Origin of the sequence: Streptomyces shenzhenensis (assembly GCF_003688995.1) — a bacterium.
In the GTDB taxonomy this organism is placed as follows: Bacteria; Actinomycetota; Actinomycetes; order Streptomycetales; family Streptomycetaceae; genus Streptomyces; species Streptomyces shenzhenensis_A.
On sequence record NZ_PENI01000002.1, the window covers coordinates 275,293 to 293,996 of the forward strand.

Sequence of the window (18,704 nt, forward strand, 5' to 3'; positions counted from 1 at the left end):
CCATCCGTCGCGTCCGCCGTGCGGCCACCGCGTCCCGGGCATACGTTTGCCCACCGCACCGGCCACCGCCCGCCCCGACCACGGGCAGGCCCGTCACCCGTTCGCTGGGCTGGACATGCGCGGGCCCGCCCTCCCGGACTTGACTTCGATCAGATCAGGAGGTGACGGGAACCAGGGAGGCGTGCCGCATGACCACAACCGCCGAGCACGTCGACAGCGGCAAGGCCGCCCGCAAGCGGGTCCCCCGCTCCGGGCACGCCCGCTGGCTGCCGCCCGTCGACCGGCCCGACCCGGTCGCCGTGCTGGAGCGGCAGGGCCGGGACCGGCTGCCGGAGCTGCTGCCGATCCGGTACGGGCGGATGACCGCCTCGCCGTTCGCCTTCCTGCGCGGCGCCGCCGCCGTCATGGCCGCCGATCTGGCCGGGCAGCCGCACACCGGGCTCACCGTGCAGCTGTGCGGCGACGCCCATCTGCTCAACTTCGGCGTGTACGCGTCCCCGGAACGCTCCCTGCTGTTCGACCTCAACGACTTCGACGAAACCTTCCGCGGCCCCTTCGAGTGGGACGTCAAACGGCTCGCCGCCTCCGTCGCCGTGGCCGCCCGCGAGAACGGGCACCCCGCCCACCGGGCGCACCGGGCAGTCCGGGAGACCGTGGCCGGCTACCGCACCGCGATCCGGCGGCTGGCCCGGCTCGGCGAGCTGACCGTCTGGTACGAGCGCGTCGACGCCGCCGGCCTGCTGCCCCTCGTCCGCCCGGCCCGCCAACCCCGGCACCTGGGGTCCAGCCTCACCCGCGCCCGCCGCCGCACCAGCCTGCAGGCCCTCGGCAAGCTCACGGAGGTGGTGGACGGGCGGCGGCGCATCATCCACGACCCGCCGCTGCTCGAACCCGCCGGGGCCGGCGACGCGGCCTCGCTGCGCAAGATCTTCAGCGACTACCGCTCCACCCTGCCCGAGGAGCGCCGCCTCCTCCTCGACCGGTACCGCTTCGCCGACGCCGCGCGCAAGGTCGTCGGCGTCGGCAGCGTCGGCACCCGCTGCTTCCTCGTGCTGCTCACCGGGCGCGGCGCAGGTGACCCGCTGTTCCTGCAGATCAAGGAGGCCCGCAAGGCCATCCTGGAGGACCACCTGCCGAGCGGGCCGTATCTCCACCCCGGGCACCGGGTCGTGGCGGGGCAGCGGCTGCTCCAGGCCGCCGGCGACATCTTCCTGGGCTGGATGACGGGGCCGCAGGGCCGCGCCTTCTACGGGCGCCAGCTGCGCGATGTGAAGGGCGTCGCCGATGTGGCGGGCATGAACCCGAACCGCCTCCTGGCGTACGGGCGGCTGTGCGGCACCGCCCTGGCCCGCGCCCACGCCCGCTCGGGCGACCGTATCGCCATCGCCGCCTACCTGGGCACGGCCGACACCTTCGACCGCGCGGTCGCCGACTTCGCGCTGTGCTACGCCGACCAGACCGACGCCGATCACGCGGCGCTCGGCGCCGCCGTCGTGGCGGGCGTGGTCCCGGCCGCCCCGGGCGTCTGACGACCGGCCGGCCGCCCCGCGCGTCTCCCGCACATACCGACGCCCCTGCTCCGGACGGCGGTCCCGGTCGCGGCGTCGTTCCGCGCTCGATGGCGGCCCCGGCCTGGCGGCCCCGGCCTGGCGGCCCCGGCCTGGCGGCCCCGGCCTGGCGGCCCCGGCCTGGCGGCCCCGGCCTGGCGGCCCCGGCCTGACGGCCCGCCGTTGGCTTCGGGGCGGGCCCGGTCCCCGCGGAGCCCTCGACCCGGGCGGCGGTGCTGCCCCGCGCCCGGCGGCTCGGGTGACGACCGGCCGCCGCGCACAGCCCCGGGTCACAGCCCGGGGGCGCCCCACACCGGGAACCAGCGGCTCAGGTCCTGCTCGATCCGCAGATCGTTCGCGAGGGCCGCCTTCACCTGCAGCTCCAGCGCGTTGTCGCGCCGCTGGGTGGTGCCGGGCAGCGGCGCGAACGGGTAGAAGGTGCCCCGCTTGTAGAGGTAGACGAGGGCGAGCCGCCGGGCGCCGCCCGCCGCGTCCTTGTTCTCGAATCCGGCCAGGGAGCACAGCAGCTGCGGGCCGAAGCCGTTGGCCTCCATCGAGCTGTTCACCGCGTGCAGGTCGTTCACCAGATCCGGCAGCTGGTCCGGCGTCCGCTGCGACACCAGCCAGGAGTAGCCGTAGTCGTCCTGCCGCAGCTCCACCGGCAGGGCGCCGCCGGGTTGCGCGCCCCGCTCGCCCAGCGCCGATCCGCCGCGCTCGGCGTCCGCGTCCAGCAGCGCCCGGACCTCGCGCTGCGTCTGCTCGAAGGCCGCGCCCTCGACCGACGCGAAGCACACGGCGCCGCCCCCGGTCGGGGTGAACCCCGCCGCGACCTCCAGCGTCACGGCCGCCGAGGGCAGCGCGAACAGCTGGTCGAGATCGGGTGCGACGGGTTTCGTACGGCCGAGCAGGATGTCCAGGAGCCCCATGCTCAGCCCGCCTTCCCCGGCATCGCCGCCTCACCCAGCTCGGCGGAGATCCGGCCCAGCTGCTCCAGCCGCTGTTCCAGGCTGGGGTGGGTGGAGAAGAGCCGGGACAGGCCGGGCTCGGCGCCCAGGGCCGGGGTGAAGTAGAAGGCGTTGAAGGCCTGTGCCGTGCGCAGGTCCTTCGTCGGGATCCGGGCGATGTCACCCGAGACCTTGGTCAGCGCGGAGGCCAGGGCCGAGGGCCGTCCCGTCAGATGGGCGGCGGCCCGGTCGGCGGCCAGCTCGCGATACCGGGACAGCGCCCGGATCAGCAGGAAGCTGATCGCGTACACGGCCGCGGAGACGCCCATGATGGTGGCGAGGACCACGAGGGTGTTCTGGTCCCTGCGGCCGCGGAAGAGCTGCGAGTAGAAGGCGAACCGCACCATCAGACCGGCGAGGACACCGAGGAACGACGCGACCGTGATCACGGCGACGTCCTTGTGCGCCACGTGCGACAGCTCGTGCGCCAGCACGCCCTCCAGCTCCGCGGGCTCCAGCCGGCGCAGCAGGCCGGTGGTCACGCAGATCACCGCATGGTCGGGGTTGCGGCCGGTCGCGAACGCGTTCGGCATGTCGATGTCCGACACGGCGACCACCGGCTTCGGCATGTCCGCCTGTGCGCACAGGCGGTCGATCACCCCGTGCAGGTCCGGATACTCCTCGCGCTCCACGATCCGGCCGTGCATCGCGTACAGCGCGACGCGGTCGGAGAACCAGTACTGCGCCACGAGCAGCGCTGCCGCGAGCACCACGACCAGTACCCAGGACTTCAGCAACGCGATCAACACGGCCACGAAGGCCACGTACAGCAGCCCGAGCAGGAACAGCGTGACCACCATGCGCACGGTCAGCCGTCGGTCGCTCTGGAAGCGGCTCTGCATCTGCATCACCCCGCAGTAAGGCACTCGTCCCGCTGTCCAGTGTGCACCTGGCGAGGTCGGCGCCGACCCCGGGACGGGCAAAGATTCCCCCGGGGCCCAGCGGTCCTCCGCGCCCCCGGCACCGCCCCGCCGGTCCCGCGTGCCCTAGTGGACCGACCGCATCTCCAGCCAGCCCAGCAGCAGGATCACCGCGGCGATGCAGCCGAGCACGATCACGGTCGACACCCAGGGCGAGCGGCGCGGCGCGGCCCGCTCCGGGGCGGCGCGGAACGGGGCCGGGTCCGGCGGGTTCTCCTTCCACCGGGCGGCGAGCATCCTGGCCCGGGCCGAGGGCTCCTTGTGCTCGGCGTCGTCCGCCCACTTCAGATCGAAGTCGCGCTCGCCGTCGTCCTGTCCGGACATCCCTGCGTCTCCCCGTGTCCCCTGTCGAACAGCTGTGCAGTAAACGATACGGCGACACCCCCGTCCGGCGAAACGGGGCGCCCCCGTTCCGCACGGCAGAACGGGGGCGCCGAAGGCTCACACAGGGGCCGGTCACACGTCGAAGTACAGCTCGAACTCGTGCGGGTGCGGGCGGAGCTGGAGCGGAGCGATCTCGTTCGTGCGCTTGAAGTCGATCCAGGTCTCGATCAGGTCGGACGTGAAGACGTCGCCCGCGAGCAGGAACTCGTGGTCGGCCTCCAGGGAGTCGAGGACCGCCGGGAGCGAGGTCGGGACCTGCGGGACGCCGGCGTGCTCCTCGGGGGCCAGCTCGTACAGGTCCTTGTCGATCGGCTCGGCCGGCTCGATCTTGTTCTTGATGCCGTCCAGACCCGCGAGGAGCAGCGCCGAGAAGGCGAGGTACGGGTTGCCGGAGGAGTCGGGCGCGCGGAACTCGACGCGCTTGGCCTTCGGGTTGGAGCCCGTGATCGGGATACGCATGGCCGCGGAGCGGTTGCGCTGCGAGTAGACCAGGTTGACCGGGGCCTCGAAGCCGGGCACCAGACGGTGGTACGAGTTCACCGTGGGGTTGGTGAAGGCCAGCAGCGACGGGGCGTGCCGGAGGATGCCGCCGATGTAGTAGCGGGCGGTGTCCGACAGGCCGGCGTAGCCCTGCTCGTCGTAGAACAGCGGGTCGCCGCCGCTCCACAGCGACTGGTGGACGTGCATGCCCGAGCCGTTGTCACCGAAGATCGGCTTCGGCATGAAGGTCGCGGTCTTGCCGTTGCGCCAGGCGACGTTCTTCACGATGTACTTGAAGAGCTGGAGGTCGTCGGCGGCGGCGAGCAGCGTGTTGAACTTGTAGTTGATCTCGGCCTGTCCTGCGGTGCCCACCTCGTGGTGCTGGCGCTCGACCTTCAGACCGGCCCTGTCCAGTTCGAGGGAGATCTCGGCGCGCAGGTCGGCGAAGTGGTCGACCGGCGGGACCGGGAAGTAGCCCCCCTTGTAGCGGACCTTGTAACCGCGGTTGTCCTCCAGGGCACCGGTGTTCCAGGCGCCGGCCTCGGAGTCGATGTGGTAGAAGGACTCGTTCGCGCTGGTGGCGAAGCGGACGGAGTCGAAGACGTAGAACTCGGCCTCGGGGCCGAAGTACGCGGTGTCCGCGATCCCGGTGGAGGCGAGGTACGCCTCGGCCTTCTTCGCCACGTTGCGCGGGTCACGGGAGTACTGCTCGCCCGTGATCGGGTCGTGGATGAAGAAGTTGATGTTGAGGGTCTTGTCCCGGCGGAACGGGTCGACCCGGGCGGTCGACAGGTCGGCGCGCAGCGACATGTCGGACTCGTGAATGGCCTGGAAGCCACGGATCGAGGATCCGTCGAAGGCGAGCTCCTCGTCCGGGTCGAACGCCTCGACCGGCACCGTGAAGTGCTGCATCACGCCCGGCAGATCGCAGAAGCGGACGTCGACGAACTTGACGTCCTCGTCCGCGATGAACTTCTTGGCCTCGTCGGCGTTCTGGAACATCCAGCTCCTCCTACTCCCGACCGTCCTGTCGCCGGGGTGGTAGTTCGTTCGTGCGGCCAGTGCGGTGGCACACGCTGGCTCGACACTAGGTTCGGGTGATTTCTCGGGCGTGACCCATTTGTTTCGCTGAAGTTAACCGGCCCGGCTTCCACGGTAGCCCCGACGACCCCGCCGTCCCTCGGTCAGGCGCGGGCGCAGTACCGTGGACCGGTGGACAACAGGCAAGCAGTGGGATCGTGGCTCTCCGGGCCGCGCGCGGCCATGGAGGACGCCGGTGCCGACTTCGGATACCGGGGTGAACAGCTCGGTCTGCCGGAGCAGGGGCCGGGTTCGATCGCCCGTCCGGGCCGGCGGCTGGGCGCGCTGGCCGTGGACTGGGGGCTGTGCCTCTTGATCGCATACGGCCTGATCACGGACAGCTACAACAGTGCGGCCCAGGTCTGGGCCCCGGTCATCCTCTTCGCGCTGATCCTGCTCACCGTCGGCACGGTCGGCTTCACGCCGGGCAAGCGGCTCTTCGGCCTCCGGGTGGCCGCGCTCGACACCGGTCGCGTCAACCCGCTGCGTGTCCTGCTGCGCACGGTCCTGCTGTTCCTCGCCCTTCCGGCGCTGATCTGGGACCGCGACGGCCGCGGCCTCCACGACCGCCTGGCCGGCACGGTGGAGGTCCGCGTCTGAGGCCGCACAGGGGCAGGTACGACGAAGGGGGCACCCGGAGTGATCTCCGGGTGCCCCCTTCGTCGCACAGCGGACCCGTTTCCGGCCCTCGCCGTGGGTGTCGCGGTCTTGTGCCGCCATCTCCGGCACGGTCGCGGACCGCGAGGTGGGGGTCAGCGGGCCTTCGGGCCGCCCTTCGGCATCCGCATGCCCTTCGGCATCGGGCCCTTCGGCAGCGGCATGTTGGTCATCAGGTCACCCATGGCGCGCAGCCGGTCGTTGGTGGCGGTCACCTGCGGGCCGGACAGGACGCGCGGGAACTTCAGCATGGTCGTGCGCAGCTTCTTCAGCGCGACCTGCTCCTCGCCCGTGCCGACGATCAGATCGTGCACCGGCACGTCCGCCACGACGCGGTTCATCTTCTTCTTCTCGGCGGCCAGCAGGCTCTTCACCCGGTTCGGGTTGCCCTCGGCCACCAGCACGATGCCGGCCTTGCCGACGGCCCGGTGCACCACGTCCTGGCTGCGGTTCATCGCCACCGCGGGGGTCGTCGTCCAGCCCCGGCCGATGTTGTCGAGGACCGCCGCGGCGGCGCCCGGCTGGCCCTCCATCTGCCCGAAGGCGGCCCGCTCGGCGCGGCGGCCGAAGACGATCGCCGTCGCGAGGAAGGCGAGCAGCAGGCCCAGGATGCCGAGATAGACCGGGTGACCGATCAGAAAGCCGATCGCGAGGAAGACACCGAAGGTGGCGATGCCGACAGCCGCGAGCACAAGACCGATCTTCTTGTCGGCCTTGCGGGTCATCTTGTACGTCAGGGCGATCTGCTTCAGTCGCCCGGGGTTCGCAGCGTCCGCTGCGGTTTCCTTCCTCGCCATGCGACGAAGTCTACGTGGCCCCGGAAGCGCCTTCGACGGCAGTGTCCCGACGGCGCTGTCCGGATGGGTGGCGGGGCCGTCAGGAACGGATGGCGGCCTGCTCCAGGACGCGCTGTGCCTCGACCCGGTCCTGGGCGCGGCGGCGGTCCTCGAGGACGGAGGTCCAGGCGTTGCGGCGGGCGGTGCGCTGGCCGCCGCTCATCAGCAGCGACTCGACGGCACGGAGCGCGTCGGTGAAGCTCGGGATGGCGGTGGCGCGAACGGGTACGGCCTGCATGGAGGTCCCCCCTCGATACGGCTCCGGGAACGGGTGCGCATGGCGTGGATCCAGGGTCACTGTTCGGTGTTACCAGGGCGTGACCTGCCGGTCAAACACCGATGAAGCCTGGACACGGGGGCCTGAAACGGTGACGCGGCCCCGACGCGCGCCTCTCAGCTGCGAGGACGGTCGGGGCCGCGGCTCACCGGACTCTACCGGCGGGTAATGGGGTGTGCGCGAACTCATACGAGCCCGGGTTCCCTTTCCGCGCAAAGGAAGTGACGGGCCGTCAGACCGCCTGGGCGGCGACGAAGGCACCGCGCTTCTCGACGGCCATCTGGTAGAGCCGCCCGGCGCGGTAGGAGGACCGTACCAGCGGCCCCGACATCACGCCCGAGAAGCCGATCTGCTCGGCTTCCTCCTTCAGCTCGACGAACTCCTGCGGCTTGACCCAGCGCTCCACGGGGTGGTGCCGCACGGACGGACGCAGATACTGCGTGATGGTGACCAGCTCGCAGCCCGCCTCGTGCAGCTGCCGGAGCGCCTCGCCGACCTCTTCGCGGGTCTCGCCCATGCCGAGGATCAGATTGGACTTGGTGACCAGGCCGTAGTCGCGGGCCGCGGTGATGACCTTCAGGGAGCGCTCGTAGCGGAAGCCGGGGCGGATCCGCTTGAAGATCCGGGGCACGGTCTCCACGTTGTGCGCGAAGACCTCGGGGCGGGCGGCGAAGACCTCCGCCAGCTGCTCCGGGACGGCGTTGAAGTCGGGGGCCAGCAGTTCGACCTTCGTACGGCCGCCCTCGCGCTCCGCGGTCTGCTGGTGGATCTGGCGCACGGTCTCGGCGTACAGCCAGGCCCCGCCGTCCGCCAGGTCGTCGCGGGCGACGCCGGTGACGGTGGCGTAGTTCAGGTCCATGGTGACCACGGACTCGCCCACCCGGCGCGGCTCGTCGCGGTCCAGTGCCTCGGGCTTGCCGGTGTCGATCTGGCAGAAGTCGCAGCGCCGGGTGCACTGGTCGCCGCCGATGAGGAACGTCGCCTCGCGGTCCTCCCAGCACTCGTAGATGTTCGGGCAGCCGGCTTCCTGGCAGACCGTGTGCAGGCCCTCGCTCTTGACCAGGTTCTGCATCTTCGTGTACTCGGGGCCCATTTTCGCCCGGGTCTTGATCCACTCGGGCTTGCGCTCGATGGGGGTCTGGCTGTTGCGGACCTCCAGGCGCAGCATCTTGCGTCCGTCTGGTGCGACTGCGGACACGACCGGCTCCCTAGCGATTGATTCTTCGGCGACTTTCAGGGTACGCCCGTTGATTTGCATGCCCGGCGGTGGTGCTGGCCTCCCGGGGGCTGCCGCCCCCAGGCCCCCGCTTTCGGCCTGGACGGCCTTGTCCTCAAGCGCCGGACGGGCTGTTGGTGTCGGGTCTTGTGGTCAAGTGCCGGTCCCAGGGGCTGCCGCCCCCGGACCCCCGCTTTCGGCCTGGACGGCCTCGTCCTCAAGCGCCGGACGGGCTGGTGGTGCCGGGCCATGTCGTCCAGGGGGGTGTCCGGCTATGTCGTCCGGGGGCGAGCCGGTCTATGCCGCCGGCTTGCGTTCGATTTCCCGGGGGCTGGGTTCCGCGTTCTCCAGGATGTCCCTCAGGTGCCGTTCGACGGTCGGCAGTACCTGCTCGACCGTGAGGTCACGGCCCAGCTCCGCGGCGAGCGAGGTGACGCCCGCGTCCCGGATGCCGCACGGGATGATCCGGTCGAACCAGGTGGTGTCGGGGTTCACGTTGAAGGAGAAGCCGTGCATCGTGACGCCCTTGGCCACGCGGATCCCGATCTGGGCGAGCTTGCGGTCCTCGCGGCGCTGTCCTGCGTTGGACGGGGCGTACTCCGGGCCGTTGAGGCGCGGGTCGAACTCCTCGTCGGTGAGGCGCGGGTCGAAGTCCAGGGAGAGCCCCCCGATCGCCGGGCGCCGCTCGACCGGGTCGCCGAGCACCCACACCCCGCTGCGGCCCTCGACCCGGGTGGTCTCCAGGCCGAACTCCGCGCAGGCGCGGATCAGCGCCTCCTCCAGGCGCCGCACGTGCGCGACGACGTCGACCGGGCGCGGCAGCTTCTGGATCGGGTAGCCGACGAGCTGGCCGGGGCCGTGCCAGGTGATCTTGCCGCCGCGGTCCACGTCGACGACCGGGGTGCCGTCGAGCGGGCGTTCGCTGTCCTCGGTGCGCCGGCCCGCGGTGTAGACGGGCGGGTGCTCCAGCAGCAGAACGGTGTCGGGGACCTCGTCGGCGAACCGCGCCGCGTGCACCCGGCGCTGTTCGTCCCACGCCTCCTGGTACTCGACGGCTTCCGCGCCGAACCCCATGCGGACGAACCGCAACTCACTCACGGCAAGCGCCTCCCTAGGCGATGTGTCAGGCACGTAACGCGCCCAAGCCACTGTACGTCCGGCCGTCACGCGTCAGCTCCGCGGTCCATGCTCACACGATCGAATGAATGAGCGTCGAGATGTGCGAACGGCTGCTCACTCTCCGCTACATTCGCGCCGTTCATGAGGCCATAAGGGCTGCTCACAGGCAATCCGGGCATGTCGGCCCGGGAGGCAGGAGACCGTACCGCATATGACGGAACGACCCGTGCAGCGCACTCCAAACCGCCAGCTTGCCGCGCTCATCACGGAAGCGGGGTTCTCCAACGCGGGTCTGGCCCGTCGTGTGGATCAGCTCGGGCTGGAACACGGACTGGACCTCAGATACGACAAGACGTCGGTGACCCGATGGCTTCGGGGGCAGCAGCCCAGGGGCACCACGCCCGCCCTGATCGCGGAGGTCTTCACCCGCCGGCTCGGGCGCCGGCTCACCGCCCTGGACCTCGGCCTGGACGCCTGTGCCCCCGTCTACGCCGGGCTGGAGTTCGCCGCAGGCCCCGAGGAGGCCATCGACATCGTCAGCGGGCTGTGGCGCAAGGACTCCGGCAGCCACGCCGAGCTGCGCAAGATCGCGTTCACCGCGGCGGGGCTCGTGGTGCCCAGCCGGGACTGGCTGATCGGCCGGGCCGACGACAGGGTGGCCCGCGAAGAGCCCGCCCCCCGGGTGCCCGCGCAGGGCGGCCCCCTGTCGTCGGCGCGGTCCGCGGTACCCGCGGAGCGTTCGGCCTACGTCCCGCCGCGCCCGCGCGGCCAGGCGGACCGCGAGGCCGCCCACAAGGTCACCGGTGGTGACATCGCCGCGCTGCGCTCGGTCGGCGAGCTGTTCCGCGCCCTCGACGACCAGTACGGCGGCGGCCACGCCCGGCAGGCGCTCGTGCGCTACCTGGAGCACGAGTGCGAGCCGATGCTGCGCGGCGTCTACGGCGAGCAGACCGGCCGCCGGCTGTTCGCCGCGGCGGCCGATCTCACCCGGCTCGTCGGCTGGACGTCGTTCGACATCGCCGCGCACGGGCTGGCCCAGCGCTACTTCGTGCAGGCGCTGCGGCTCGCCCAGGCGGCGGCGGACCGGGCCTACGGTTCCTACGTCCTGGTCACCATGAGCCGGCAGGCCGTCTACCTCGGGCACGGACGGGAGGCCGTCCAGCTGGCGCGGGTGGCGCAGCAGGGGGTCGGGACCGGCGCCCCGCCGGTGATGCAGGCCCTGCTGCACTCCGTCGAGGCGCGTGCGCACGGCGTGCTCGGCGAGGTGCGGGCGTGCACGGGAGCGCTGGTGCGGGCCGAGCGTGCCCTGGAGGCGGCCCGGCCCGGTGACGAGGTGCCGTACTGGGCGCGCTTCTTCGACGAGGCGCAGCTCGCCGACGAGTTCGGGCACTGCCACCGCGACCTCCAGCAGTTCCGCGCCGCCGCCCAGCACGCCGAACGCTCCCTGCGGCTGCGTGCCCCGGCGTACGCCCGCAGCCGGCTGTTCTGCCGGGTCGTCCTCGCCACGGCCCGGCTCGGCCTCGGCGAGCTCGACCAGGCGTGCGTGCTGGGCGCGGAGGCGGCCGGGCAGGCCACGGAGATGCGCTCGGTGCGCGCGCTGGAGTACGTCAGGGACTTCGAGCGGCGGCTGGAGCCGTACAAGGACGCGGCGCCGGTGCGCGGGTACCGCGAGAAGGTGGCGGCCCTCGGCTGACCGGGGGCCGTCCCGGGCCGGCCCGGCTCAGGCCGCCTTCCGGAATGCGGGCAGCGGGTCGGCGCGGTGCATCGACCCGGTCGCGCCCAGGTCCGCCAGGACGGCCGCGGCGGCGCGGCGGGCCGAGTGCAGCGCGCCCTGGACGGTGCTGGTGTCACGGTGGTCGCCGCACACGTACAGGCCCGCCAGCAGCCGTACCGGGCGGTGCAGATCGTGCGGCGGGCGCATGGCGGGCACCGCCTCGGGGATGTGGTGCACGGCGAGGGTCTCCCAGCGGTCCGTCGGGGTGCCGTAGAGCCGGGACAGATGCATGCGTACGGCCGTGTCGACGCCCTCCGGGGGAGCGCCCAGGACCGTCGAGGAGACCAGTGCCCGGCCCGCGGGCGCGCGGCTCGGGTCGACCTCGCTGACGACCGCGGTGTGTGCGACCGGGCCGCCGCGGTCGGCGTCGAGCAGCAGCGAGGTCCCCGTCGCCGGGGGCTCGTCCGTCGTGTGGTGCACCACGGTCACCGGATGGAAGTCCGGCACCCGCAGGCCAGGCAGCAGTTCGGCGGCGGCGCGCGCGTCGGTCGCCAGCAGGACGGCCCGGCAGCGGATCTCGCCGTGCTCGGCGGTGGTCACCGAGGTCGTGGAGACGGAGGTGACCCGGACCCCGGTGTGCACGGTGCCCGGCGGCAGCGCGCCGGCCAGCAGCTCCGGCAGCACCTCGGCCCCGCCCTCCGGCACGCACAGCCGGCCGGCGGCGAACGAGCGCAGCGCGAGGTCGGCGCACCGGCTGGAGGTGGTCAGTTCCGGGTCGCAGAGCAGGGCGGCGAGCAGCGGACGCAGAAAGCCGTCGACCGTGCGGGCCGGTGTGCCGCGGGCCACGAGCGCCTGGGCGGCGGGGAGTTCGGGGCGGGCGAGCAGACGCTCCACGGGGGTCGTGGCGATCCGGCCGAGCAGGGCGCGCAGCCGCAGGGGCGTGCCGATGTCGAGGGAGCGGGCGCCCGTTCGTGCGCCGGGCGCGGCCGAGCCCCTGGGGGCGCCCGCCAGGGCGCGCACCGCATGGAGTGCGCCCCTTGCGCTCCCCGTGCCCGCCGGTGCGCCCGCGCGGTGCCGGCGCCCGTCGTGGTGCAGCAGTACGCCCGGCGCGAAGCTGCGCAGGACAAGGGCGTCGAGCCCGGGCGTCAGGCGTAGTTCGGGATACGACGTGGACAGGAGCTGTCCGAACCGGTCGAGCCGGAAGCCGTCGACCTTCTCCGTCGACATGCGGCCGCCGACACAAGGGGCGGCCTCCAGGACCGCGGTCGTCACACCTGCGCTGGTGAGGTGATGGGCCGCCGACAGTCCGGCGATCCCGGCTCCGACGACGACGACGTCCGCCTGGTACACGGGCTCAAGCACGAGGCTCCTCCTCGACGTTGCGCGGCCGGTGGGGACCTCGTGCCCCCGACAGGCAGCAGAAATACCCGAGTTCGGGTCGAGGGTAGGGCCGCGACCGGTCAAGGACAGTCGCGCACTGACAGGGCACGGTCGCACGACGGTCGCATAGGGCCACAGGAGTCCGTCACGCCGCGCGGATCGCGTCCTCGATCCCCGGGAAGGCAAAGGCGAAGCCCGACTCCAACAGCCGCTTGGGCACCACCCGTTGGCTGCCCAGCACATCCCCGGCCAGCTCGCCGAGCACCACCCGCAGCACGGGAGCCGGCACCGCGCAGCGCGCCGGCCGGCGCAGCACCCGGCCCATGGCCGCGGTGACCTCACGGTTCGGCACCGGCTGCGGGGCCGTCAGATTGACCGGTCCTGACAGCTCCTCGGTGTCGATGAGATGACGCAGCGCGGCGACCGTGTCGTGCAGCGCGATGAACGACCAGTACTGCCACCCGTCGCCGAGCCGCCCCCCGAGTCCGGCCCGGAACAGCGGGAACAGCCGCCCGAAAGCACCGCCCCGGCGGCTCACCACCAGCCCGGTGCGCGGGTGCACCGTCCGGATCCCGGCCTCCTGCGCGGGCGCCGTCGCCTCCTCCCACTCCACGCACAGAGACGGCAGGAACCCGTCCCCCGGCGGCGCCTCCTCGTCCACGACCCGGTTCCCGGTCTCGCCGTAGTAGCCGATCGCGCTGCCGTTCACGAACACCCGCGGCGGCTCCTCGAGCGCCGCTACGGCCTCCGCGAGCGTCGCCGTGCCCAGCACCCGGCTGTCCCGGATCCGCCGCTTGTAGGCGTCCGTCCACCGGTGGTCGCCCACCCCGGCGCCCGCCAGATTGACGACGGCGGCGCAGCCGGCCAGCCCGACCGCGTCCACGGACTGCCGCTCCGGGTCCCAGCGCACCTCGCCGGGGCCGCCGGGCGCGCGCCGGACCAGCCGCACCACCTCGTACCCGTCCGCCGTCAGGGACCGCACCAGGGCACTGCCGATGAGTCCGGACGCCCCCGCCACCGCGATGTGTGCATGCTCCATGCCCCCATCCTGCCGGGCGCCCACCGCGAAACGCGGGGCGACGCTCCGCCTCCCCGGCCTACAGTGACCGCCATGTCCGAACCGTACATACGCCACGCCAGGCCCGAGGACGAGGACGCCCTCAGCCTCCTCGACCGGGTCACCTGGTCACCCCTGCACGCCGTGCAGCCCAGGCCCCGGCCGCCCTACCCGCCCTTCTTCACCGAGCGCTGCGGGCCCGAGGACCATCTCGTCGCGGAACTCGACGGCGTCCTCGTCGGCTACATCCGGCTCGCCCTGTCCACCTCGCTGGCCTGCAACGCGCACGTCCGCCAGATCCAGGGGCTGGCCGTCGCCGAGTCGGCACGCGGCGCCGGGATCGGCCGGGCGCTGCTGCGGGCGGTGCAGGACGAGGCGCGGCGGCGCGGCGCCCGCCGCATCACGCTGCGCGTCCTCGGGCACAACACCCGGGCCCGGCGGCTCTACGAGTCCGAGGGCTTCGCCGTCGAAGGGGTGCTGCCCGGGGAGTTCCTCCTCGACGGCACCTACGTCGACGACGTGCTCATGGGACGCCCGCTGTGAGCACGTCCAGGGGAGGGCCCGGACGTCCTGGCCAAGGCGTCGTGCTCCTCGTCGTGCGCGGACTTTTCCTGTGGGTCCTCACCGCCCGTCGGCTCGGGCTGCCGCCCACGCACGGGGCGCTGTTCCCGTCGGCCTGAGCACGACCGGCCGGTCGGCGCGGGCCGGAACCCTCCGGCCGGCCCCTGACGTGGAGCCGTGCAGGCCCGGCGCCCGCGGCTCACCCACCGTCCCCGGCCCAGAACCGCCCCCCGTCCCCGACGGACTGCCCTGACCCAGGACCGGAGCGAGCAGCTGACGGGACGGACCCGGACCCGGGTCCGCCTCACGAGGTGACCAGATGGCCCGTGTCCACCGGCGTCGTCGCGGTCGCCGCGCGCTGCGCGTCGCCCGCCACCTCGTCCGCCGTCAGGACGTAGCCCGTCTCGTTGTCGGAGGTGGAGCGGGCGAAGACCACCCCGAACACCCGGCCGTCGGTGGTCAGCAGCGGGCCGCCGGAGTTGCCCGGGCGGACCGTCGAGCGGATCGAGTAGATCTCACGGGTGACCGTGGCATCGCTGTAGATGTTCTGGCCCGTCGCCCGGATCCGGTTCGCCACCGTGGCCGCCTGGAGGTTCAGGCCGCCGTCCTGCGGATAGCCCGCGACCACCGCCGAGTCACCGCGCCGCGCGCCGTCGTCGAAGCTCAGCGCGGGCGCGGTCAGCCGCGGCACGTACAGCACCGCCACGTCCTTCTGCGGGTCGAACAGCACCACCTGGGACGTGTACACCTGCCCGACACCGCCGACCCGTACGCTCGGGCTGTCGATGCCCGCCACCACGTGCGCGTTCGTCATCACATGCTGCGGCGCGTACACGAAGCCGCTGCCCTCGCGGCCCTGGTTGCCCGAGGCGCCCTCGATCTTGACCGTGCTCAGCTGCGCCGCGTTCGTGGCGCTGACCGTCACGCTGTCGCCCGACGGCCGGGCGACCTCGGCCGTCGACTCGTTCTCGAACGGATTGAACACCTGCGGGAAGCCCGCCTCCGTGAGCGCGGACGTGGCACGTGAGAACCAGGCGGGCGTGGTGTCCGGCATCGCGTTCTGCACCGTGCCCAGCACCGCCGAGTTCCGGATCGCGGACGTCACCAGCGGCGACGACGACGCGCCGAGCACGCTCGCCGCCACCCAGGCCACGAGCAGCACGGCCACCGCGTTGGCCGCCGCGCCGCCCAGCCCGTCGGCCACCCGCAGCGGCCCCCGGTCCAGCTCGCGCCGCAGCCGCAGCGCCAGCCGCCCCGCCAGTTCGTGCCCCACCGCCGCCGGCACGAGCACCGTCAGCACGGCGGTCACCGTCGCCGCGGTCGTCCCGCGCGTGACCAGATCCATCACCCACGGCAGGATCCACACCCCGACCATCGCGCCGCCCACGAAACCGGCCAGCGAGACACAGCCGGCCACCAGTCCGCGCCGATAGCCGGATGCCGCGTACAAGAGGATCACCAGCACAAGCAGCACATCGAGCAGGTCCACGGAGCCGCCTTTCTCTCGGACCCCTTATTACGGGCGGGAGGGTCCCGGTGATCAGTCCCGCGCGCGGGACGGACCCGAACCGTCACGCCCGCGTGTATCCGCAGAAACGCCCCGGACCGGGATGATGGTTCCACCGGGTGGCACAGCACACATCGCGGGCGTGCCGGAAGGAACCCACAGTGAGGACCATGTGGGTCTTCACGAGAACGCGCCGTCACGGGCGGACACGGCGCCGCGGCGCGCGCCGCGTGCCCCGGGCGGCCCTGGCGCTCGCCGCCTGTCTGCCCGGCGTCGTCGCCGGCCTCACGCTGCTGCTGTGCGCCCGCGGCGTGCAGAGCCCCGTCGCGCTGCCCCGGCCCGCGGCGCCGCGGGCCAGCGCGCCGCCGCCGTACCAGGCCGCCCAGCCCCGGATCGTGCCGCGCTCCGCCTGGCTGGACGCCACCGTGCGCCGCACCCAGCCGCCCCCGCGCTACGACGACGCGGTCGTCGCCGTCTTCGTCCACCACACCGACTCGCCCAACGGCTACGCCTGCGCCGACGCGCCCGAGGTCATCCGCCGCCTGTACGCGGGCCAGACCACCGGCCGCCACTGGGACGACATCGGCTACAACTTCCTCGTCGACCGCTGCGGCACCGTCTACGAGGGCCGCGCGGGCGGCATCGAACGCGCCGTCACCGGCGCCCACGCCCAGGGGTTCAACCACCGCACCGCCGGCATCGCCGCCATCGGCACCTTCACCGCCGGCATCCCGGTGCCCCGTGCGATGACCGACGCGATCGCCGCCCTGGCCGCCTGGAAGCTGAGCCCGGCCGGCGTCGACCCGCGCGCCGTCACCCAGCTCGTCTCCAGCAACGGCCACAGCCGCTACCCCGCCGGCGCCGTCGTCACCCTGCCCGCCGTCGCCGGCCACGACATCGGCTACCCGACCAACTGCCCCGGCGCGGCCCTGACTGCCATGCTCCCCGACATCAGGAACACAGCGGCGCGCCTCCAGGGCCGGCGGTGAGAGCCACGCACAGCAACGCCACAGCCACCGCGCAGCTCCCGCAGATCCGCCCGCCCTACGGTCGAGTACGACAACAGCCCACCGGAGGTGGAGATCATGCACAGCAGCCGTACGGACGTCACCGGAAGCACGGGAAGCGCCGGAGCCACGGAGGAGGCGGAGCAGCCGCGGCGCGGACGCTTCGGCCGTGGTCCCTGGACGGTGCTGGGCGTCGTCGCCGCCGTGCTGCTCGGTCCGGCCGCCGCCACCGCGTCGGCGCTCGACCAGGCCAACAAGGCGCCCCTGCACCCCGCCGTGCGGGCCGAGCAGACGCAGGCCTATCTGCCCACGGACACCAGCCGGCGGCGCGGCGCCGCCTGACCCCGGCGCCGGCTCACTCCCGGAACCGGTCCCACAGCTTCGGATACCGCTCCGCGAGGACCCGCTCGCTCTCGAAGTCGAGCGGTGTGCCCTCCGGCTCGGCCGGCGCGGGCGCGATCCCCAGGTCCGGGGCCACCGTGCCGGTGAGCTGCTCGTACGCCTCGTCCGCCGCATAGCCAAGCTCCTCCCCGTCGCCGTCGATCTCCTCGTCGAAGTCGCCCAACAGATCGGCCAGTGAGTCCGGGTCGTGCAGCGCGCCCTCGAAGACGTCCCGGCCCTGGCCGATCAGCCAGCAGCGGAAGAAGTCGAAGGCGTCGTCGCTCGCTCCGTCCAGCAGCACCCAGGCCGCGCCCCACAGATCCCAGCGGTAGGCGCGGTTGTAGCGGGACTCGAAGTGACGGGCGAAGTCCAGCACCGACTCCGGGTCGAGCTGGGCGAGCCGCTCCACGAGCAGGTCGGCCTGGTCCTCCGCGTCGCCCTCGGCGGCCTCGCGGGCGGCGTCCACCAGCTCCCAGAACTCCATCTCGTCCATCACGGGTCAAGCATCGGGCCTGCGCGGGTGCGACGCACGCGGAGTGCACGTGATCGTCAGCCCCGGTACAGCCGGGCGAGCCGGGCGGCATCCCGCGCGAACCGCTCCCGCAGCGCCGCGGGCGCCAGCACCTCGACCTCCGGGCCGAGCGCGGTGAGCTGCGTGTACGCGACCTCCTCGGACTCCACCGGCAGGGCCACCGTCACCCAGCCCGCCGGGTCCGCCTCGCCCGCGGACCGCAGCGCCTCCCGCGCGGAGAGCGGATCGACGACGTACCCGAGCCGTCGCACCCCCTCCGCGGACAGCCGTACGACGACCTCGGCGCGCAGCAGCGACCGGGCGAACCGCTCGGCCTGCGCCGCCCAGAAGCCGGGCAGGTCGAACTCCTCGTCCCGGGCGAAGCGCGGTCCTCCGCCGTCGACGGCCGTGAACCGGTCCACCCGGTACGTCCGGAAGACGTCCGCGTCCGGGACCCGCGCGCACAGGTACCAGGCGCCGGCCTTCAGCACCAGCCCGTACGGCTCCAGGGCGCGCTCCACCTCGGCCTCGCCGCGGCGGTAGCGGGCCGTGAGGCACCGGTCGTCCCAGACGGCCTCGGCGACCGCGGGCAGCAGCGCGGGTGTCTCCGGCTCCCGGAACCAGCCGGGCGCGTCCAGATGGAACCGCTGCGCGGCCGCCCGCGGGGCGTCCCGCAGCGCGGGCAGCAGCGCGGCGGACACCTTCAGCCGCGCCGCCGAGGCCGCGTCCTGCAGCCCCATGTCACGCAGCGCTCCCGGCACCCCGCTCAGGAACAGCGCCTCGGCCTCGCCGCGCGCCAGCCCCGTCAGCCGCGTCCGGTACCCGCCGATCAGCCGGTAGCCGCCGGCCCGCCCCCGGTCCGCGTACACCGGGATCCCCGCCTCCGAGAGGGCCTGCGCGTCCCGCGTGACGGTCCGCTCCGACACCTCCAGTTCCTTGGCCAGTTCGGCGGCGGTCATGGCGGGCCGGGACTGCAGCAGCAGCACCATCTTGATCAGCCGGGCAGCACGCATTCCCCCATGATGCCGCCCGCCTCCGACAACGGGGCCCCACCGGCCCGAACGCA

General features: G+C 73.1%; 19 protein-coding genes and 1 pseudogene. 7 read left to right on the plus strand and 13 right to left on the minus strand.

The window, feature by feature from the left end; translation table 11 throughout:
- Positions 1 to 188 precede the first annotated feature (188 nt).
- Positions 189 to 1,529 carry a DUF2252 domain-containing protein gene (locus tag CTZ28_RS04150; RefSeq protein WP_121887832.1) on the plus strand — a complete coding sequence of 447 codons (1,341 nt, stop codon included), beginning with the start codon at positions 189 to 191 and terminating at the stop codon, positions 1,527 to 1,529.
- 308 nt (positions 1,530 to 1,837) lie between these two features.
- On the opposite strand, the gene pspAB is transcribed toward CTZ28_RS04150, so the two are convergent.
- The 4 genes from pspAB to glnA form a co-directional block, all read right to left on the minus strand.
- Positions 1,838 to 2,473: a PspA-associated protein PspAB gene (pspAB, locus tag CTZ28_RS04155; RefSeq protein WP_121887833.1), complete on the minus strand. Its 636-nt coding sequence runs from the start codon at positions 2,471 to 2,473 to the stop codon at positions 1,838 to 1,840.
- Positions 2,474 to 2,475: 2 nt separating this feature from the next.
- On the minus strand, positions 2,476 to 3,393 hold the full coding sequence (gene htpX / locus CTZ28_RS04160; RefSeq protein ID WP_121888096.1) for a zinc metalloprotease HtpX: 918 nt from the start codon (positions 3,391 to 3,393) through the stop codon (positions 2,476 to 2,478).
- Positions 3,394 to 3,537: 144 nt separating this feature from the next.
- A complete protein-coding gene (locus tag CTZ28_RS04165; protein WP_121887834.1) occupies positions 3,538 to 3,795 on the minus strand; it encodes an SCO2583/SCO2584 N-terminal domain-containing protein in 258 nt (85 codons plus the stop codon).
- Between the two features lie 132 nt (positions 3,796 to 3,927).
- Complete coding sequence (gene glnA / locus CTZ28_RS04170; protein WP_121887835.1) at positions 3,928 to 5,337, minus strand: type I glutamate--ammonia ligase; 1,410 nt, start codon at positions 5,335 to 5,337, stop codon at positions 3,928 to 3,930.
- A 210-nt stretch (positions 5,338 to 5,547) separates the two neighbouring features.
- Here glnA and CTZ28_RS04175 point away from each other — a divergent pair, with 210 nt between their 5' ends.
- Positions 5,548 to 6,015, plus strand: a complete 468-nt coding sequence (locus CTZ28_RS04175) for an RDD family protein (protein ID WP_121887836.1) — start codon at positions 5,548 to 5,550, stop codon at positions 6,013 to 6,015.
- Between the two features lie 152 nt (positions 6,016 to 6,167).
- Here the strand turns inward: CTZ28_RS04175 and CTZ28_RS04180 are convergent, their stop codons facing one another.
- The 4 genes from CTZ28_RS04180 to lipB form a co-directional block, all read right to left on the minus strand.
- Positions 6,168 to 6,869, minus strand: coding sequence for a DUF4191 domain-containing protein (locus CTZ28_RS04180; protein WP_121887837.1), 702 nt, complete (start codon positions 6,867 to 6,869; stop codon positions 6,168 to 6,170).
- 79 nt (positions 6,870 to 6,948) lie between these two features.
- Positions 6,949 to 7,146 carry an SCO2195 family GlnR-regulated protein gene (locus tag CTZ28_RS04185; protein ID WP_121887838.1) on the minus strand — a complete coding sequence of 66 codons (198 nt, stop codon included), beginning with the start codon at positions 7,144 to 7,146 and terminating at the stop codon, positions 6,949 to 6,951.
- Positions 7,147 to 7,417: 271 nt separating this feature from the next.
- Entirely contained in the window at positions 7,418 to 8,383 is a 966-nt protein-coding gene (gene lipA / locus CTZ28_RS04190) for a lipoyl synthase (RefSeq protein WP_121887839.1), read from the minus strand.
- Positions 8,384 to 8,698: 315 nt separating this feature from the next.
- The gene (gene lipB / locus CTZ28_RS04195; protein ID WP_121887840.1) at positions 8,699 to 9,499 is read right to left on the minus strand and encodes a lipoyl(octanoyl) transferase LipB; all 801 of its coding nucleotides are present in this window, start codon (positions 9,497 to 9,499) and stop codon (positions 8,699 to 8,701) included.
- A 232-nt stretch (positions 9,500 to 9,731) separates the two neighbouring features.
- On the opposite strand from lipB, the gene CTZ28_RS04200 reads away from it, so the two are divergent.
- Complete coding sequence (locus CTZ28_RS04200; RefSeq protein ID WP_121887841.1) at positions 9,732 to 11,213, plus strand: NsdA family TPR-like regulatory protein; 1,482 nt, start codon at positions 9,732 to 9,734, stop codon at positions 11,211 to 11,213.
- A gap of 27 nt (positions 11,214 to 11,240) precedes the next feature.
- On the opposite strand, the gene CTZ28_RS04205 is transcribed toward CTZ28_RS04200, so the two are convergent.
- Together CTZ28_RS04205 and CTZ28_RS04210 are read right to left on the minus strand one after the other, a co-directional pair.
- Positions 11,241 to 12,596 carry an NAD(P)/FAD-dependent oxidoreductase gene (locus CTZ28_RS04205; protein WP_121887842.1) on the minus strand — a complete coding sequence of 452 codons (1,356 nt, stop codon included), beginning with the start codon at positions 12,594 to 12,596 and terminating at the stop codon, positions 11,241 to 11,243.
- A 163-nt stretch (positions 12,597 to 12,759) separates the two neighbouring features.
- Positions 12,760 to 13,653 carry a TIGR01777 family oxidoreductase gene (locus tag CTZ28_RS04210; RefSeq protein ID WP_121887843.1) on the minus strand — a complete coding sequence of 298 codons (894 nt, stop codon included), beginning with the start codon at positions 13,651 to 13,653 and terminating at the stop codon, positions 12,760 to 12,762.
- A gap of 72 nt (positions 13,654 to 13,725) precedes the next feature.
- On the opposite strand from CTZ28_RS04210, the gene CTZ28_RS04215 reads away from it, so the two are divergent.
- Together CTZ28_RS04215 and CTZ28_RS49450 are read left to right on the plus strand one after the other, a co-directional pair.
- Entirely contained in the window at positions 13,726 to 14,214 is a 489-nt protein-coding gene (locus tag CTZ28_RS04215) for a GNAT family N-acetyltransferase (RefSeq protein ID WP_183154262.1), read from the plus strand.
- Positions 14,215 to 14,246: 32 nt separating this feature from the next.
- Positions 14,247 to 14,400: pseudogene (locus CTZ28_RS49450) on the plus strand (histidine phosphatase family protein); the annotation flags it as partial.
- A 136-nt stretch (positions 14,401 to 14,536) separates the two neighbouring features.
- Here CTZ28_RS49450 and CTZ28_RS04225 read toward each other — a convergent pair.
- Entirely contained in the window at positions 14,537 to 15,721 is a 1,185-nt protein-coding gene (locus CTZ28_RS04225; protein WP_121887845.1) for a MarP family serine protease, read from the minus strand.
- Between the two features lie 188 nt (positions 15,722 to 15,909).
- On the opposite strand from CTZ28_RS04225, the gene CTZ28_RS04230 reads away from it, so the two are divergent.
- Entirely contained in the window at positions 15,910 to 16,728 is an 819-nt protein-coding gene (locus CTZ28_RS04230) for a peptidoglycan recognition protein family protein (protein ID WP_121887846.1), read from the plus strand.
- Positions 16,729 to 16,824: 96 nt separating this feature from the next.
- Positions 16,825 to 17,088, plus strand: coding sequence for a hypothetical protein (locus CTZ28_RS04235; RefSeq protein ID WP_147481111.1), 264 nt, complete (start codon positions 16,825 to 16,827; stop codon positions 17,086 to 17,088).
- 13 nt (positions 17,089 to 17,101) lie between these two features.
- Here CTZ28_RS04235 and CTZ28_RS04240 read toward each other — a convergent pair whose 3' ends face one another.
- Entirely contained in the window at positions 17,102 to 17,620 is a 519-nt protein-coding gene (locus CTZ28_RS04240) for a DUF4240 domain-containing protein (protein WP_121887848.1), read from the minus strand.
- A 56-nt stretch (positions 17,621 to 17,676) separates the two neighbouring features.
- Positions 17,677 to 18,651 (minus strand): helix-turn-helix transcriptional regulator, encoded by a 975-nt coding sequence (locus CTZ28_RS04245; RefSeq protein ID WP_121887849.1) that lies wholly within the window; start codon positions 18,649 to 18,651, stop codon positions 17,677 to 17,679.
- Between the last annotated feature and the right edge of the window lie 53 nt (positions 18,652 to 18,704).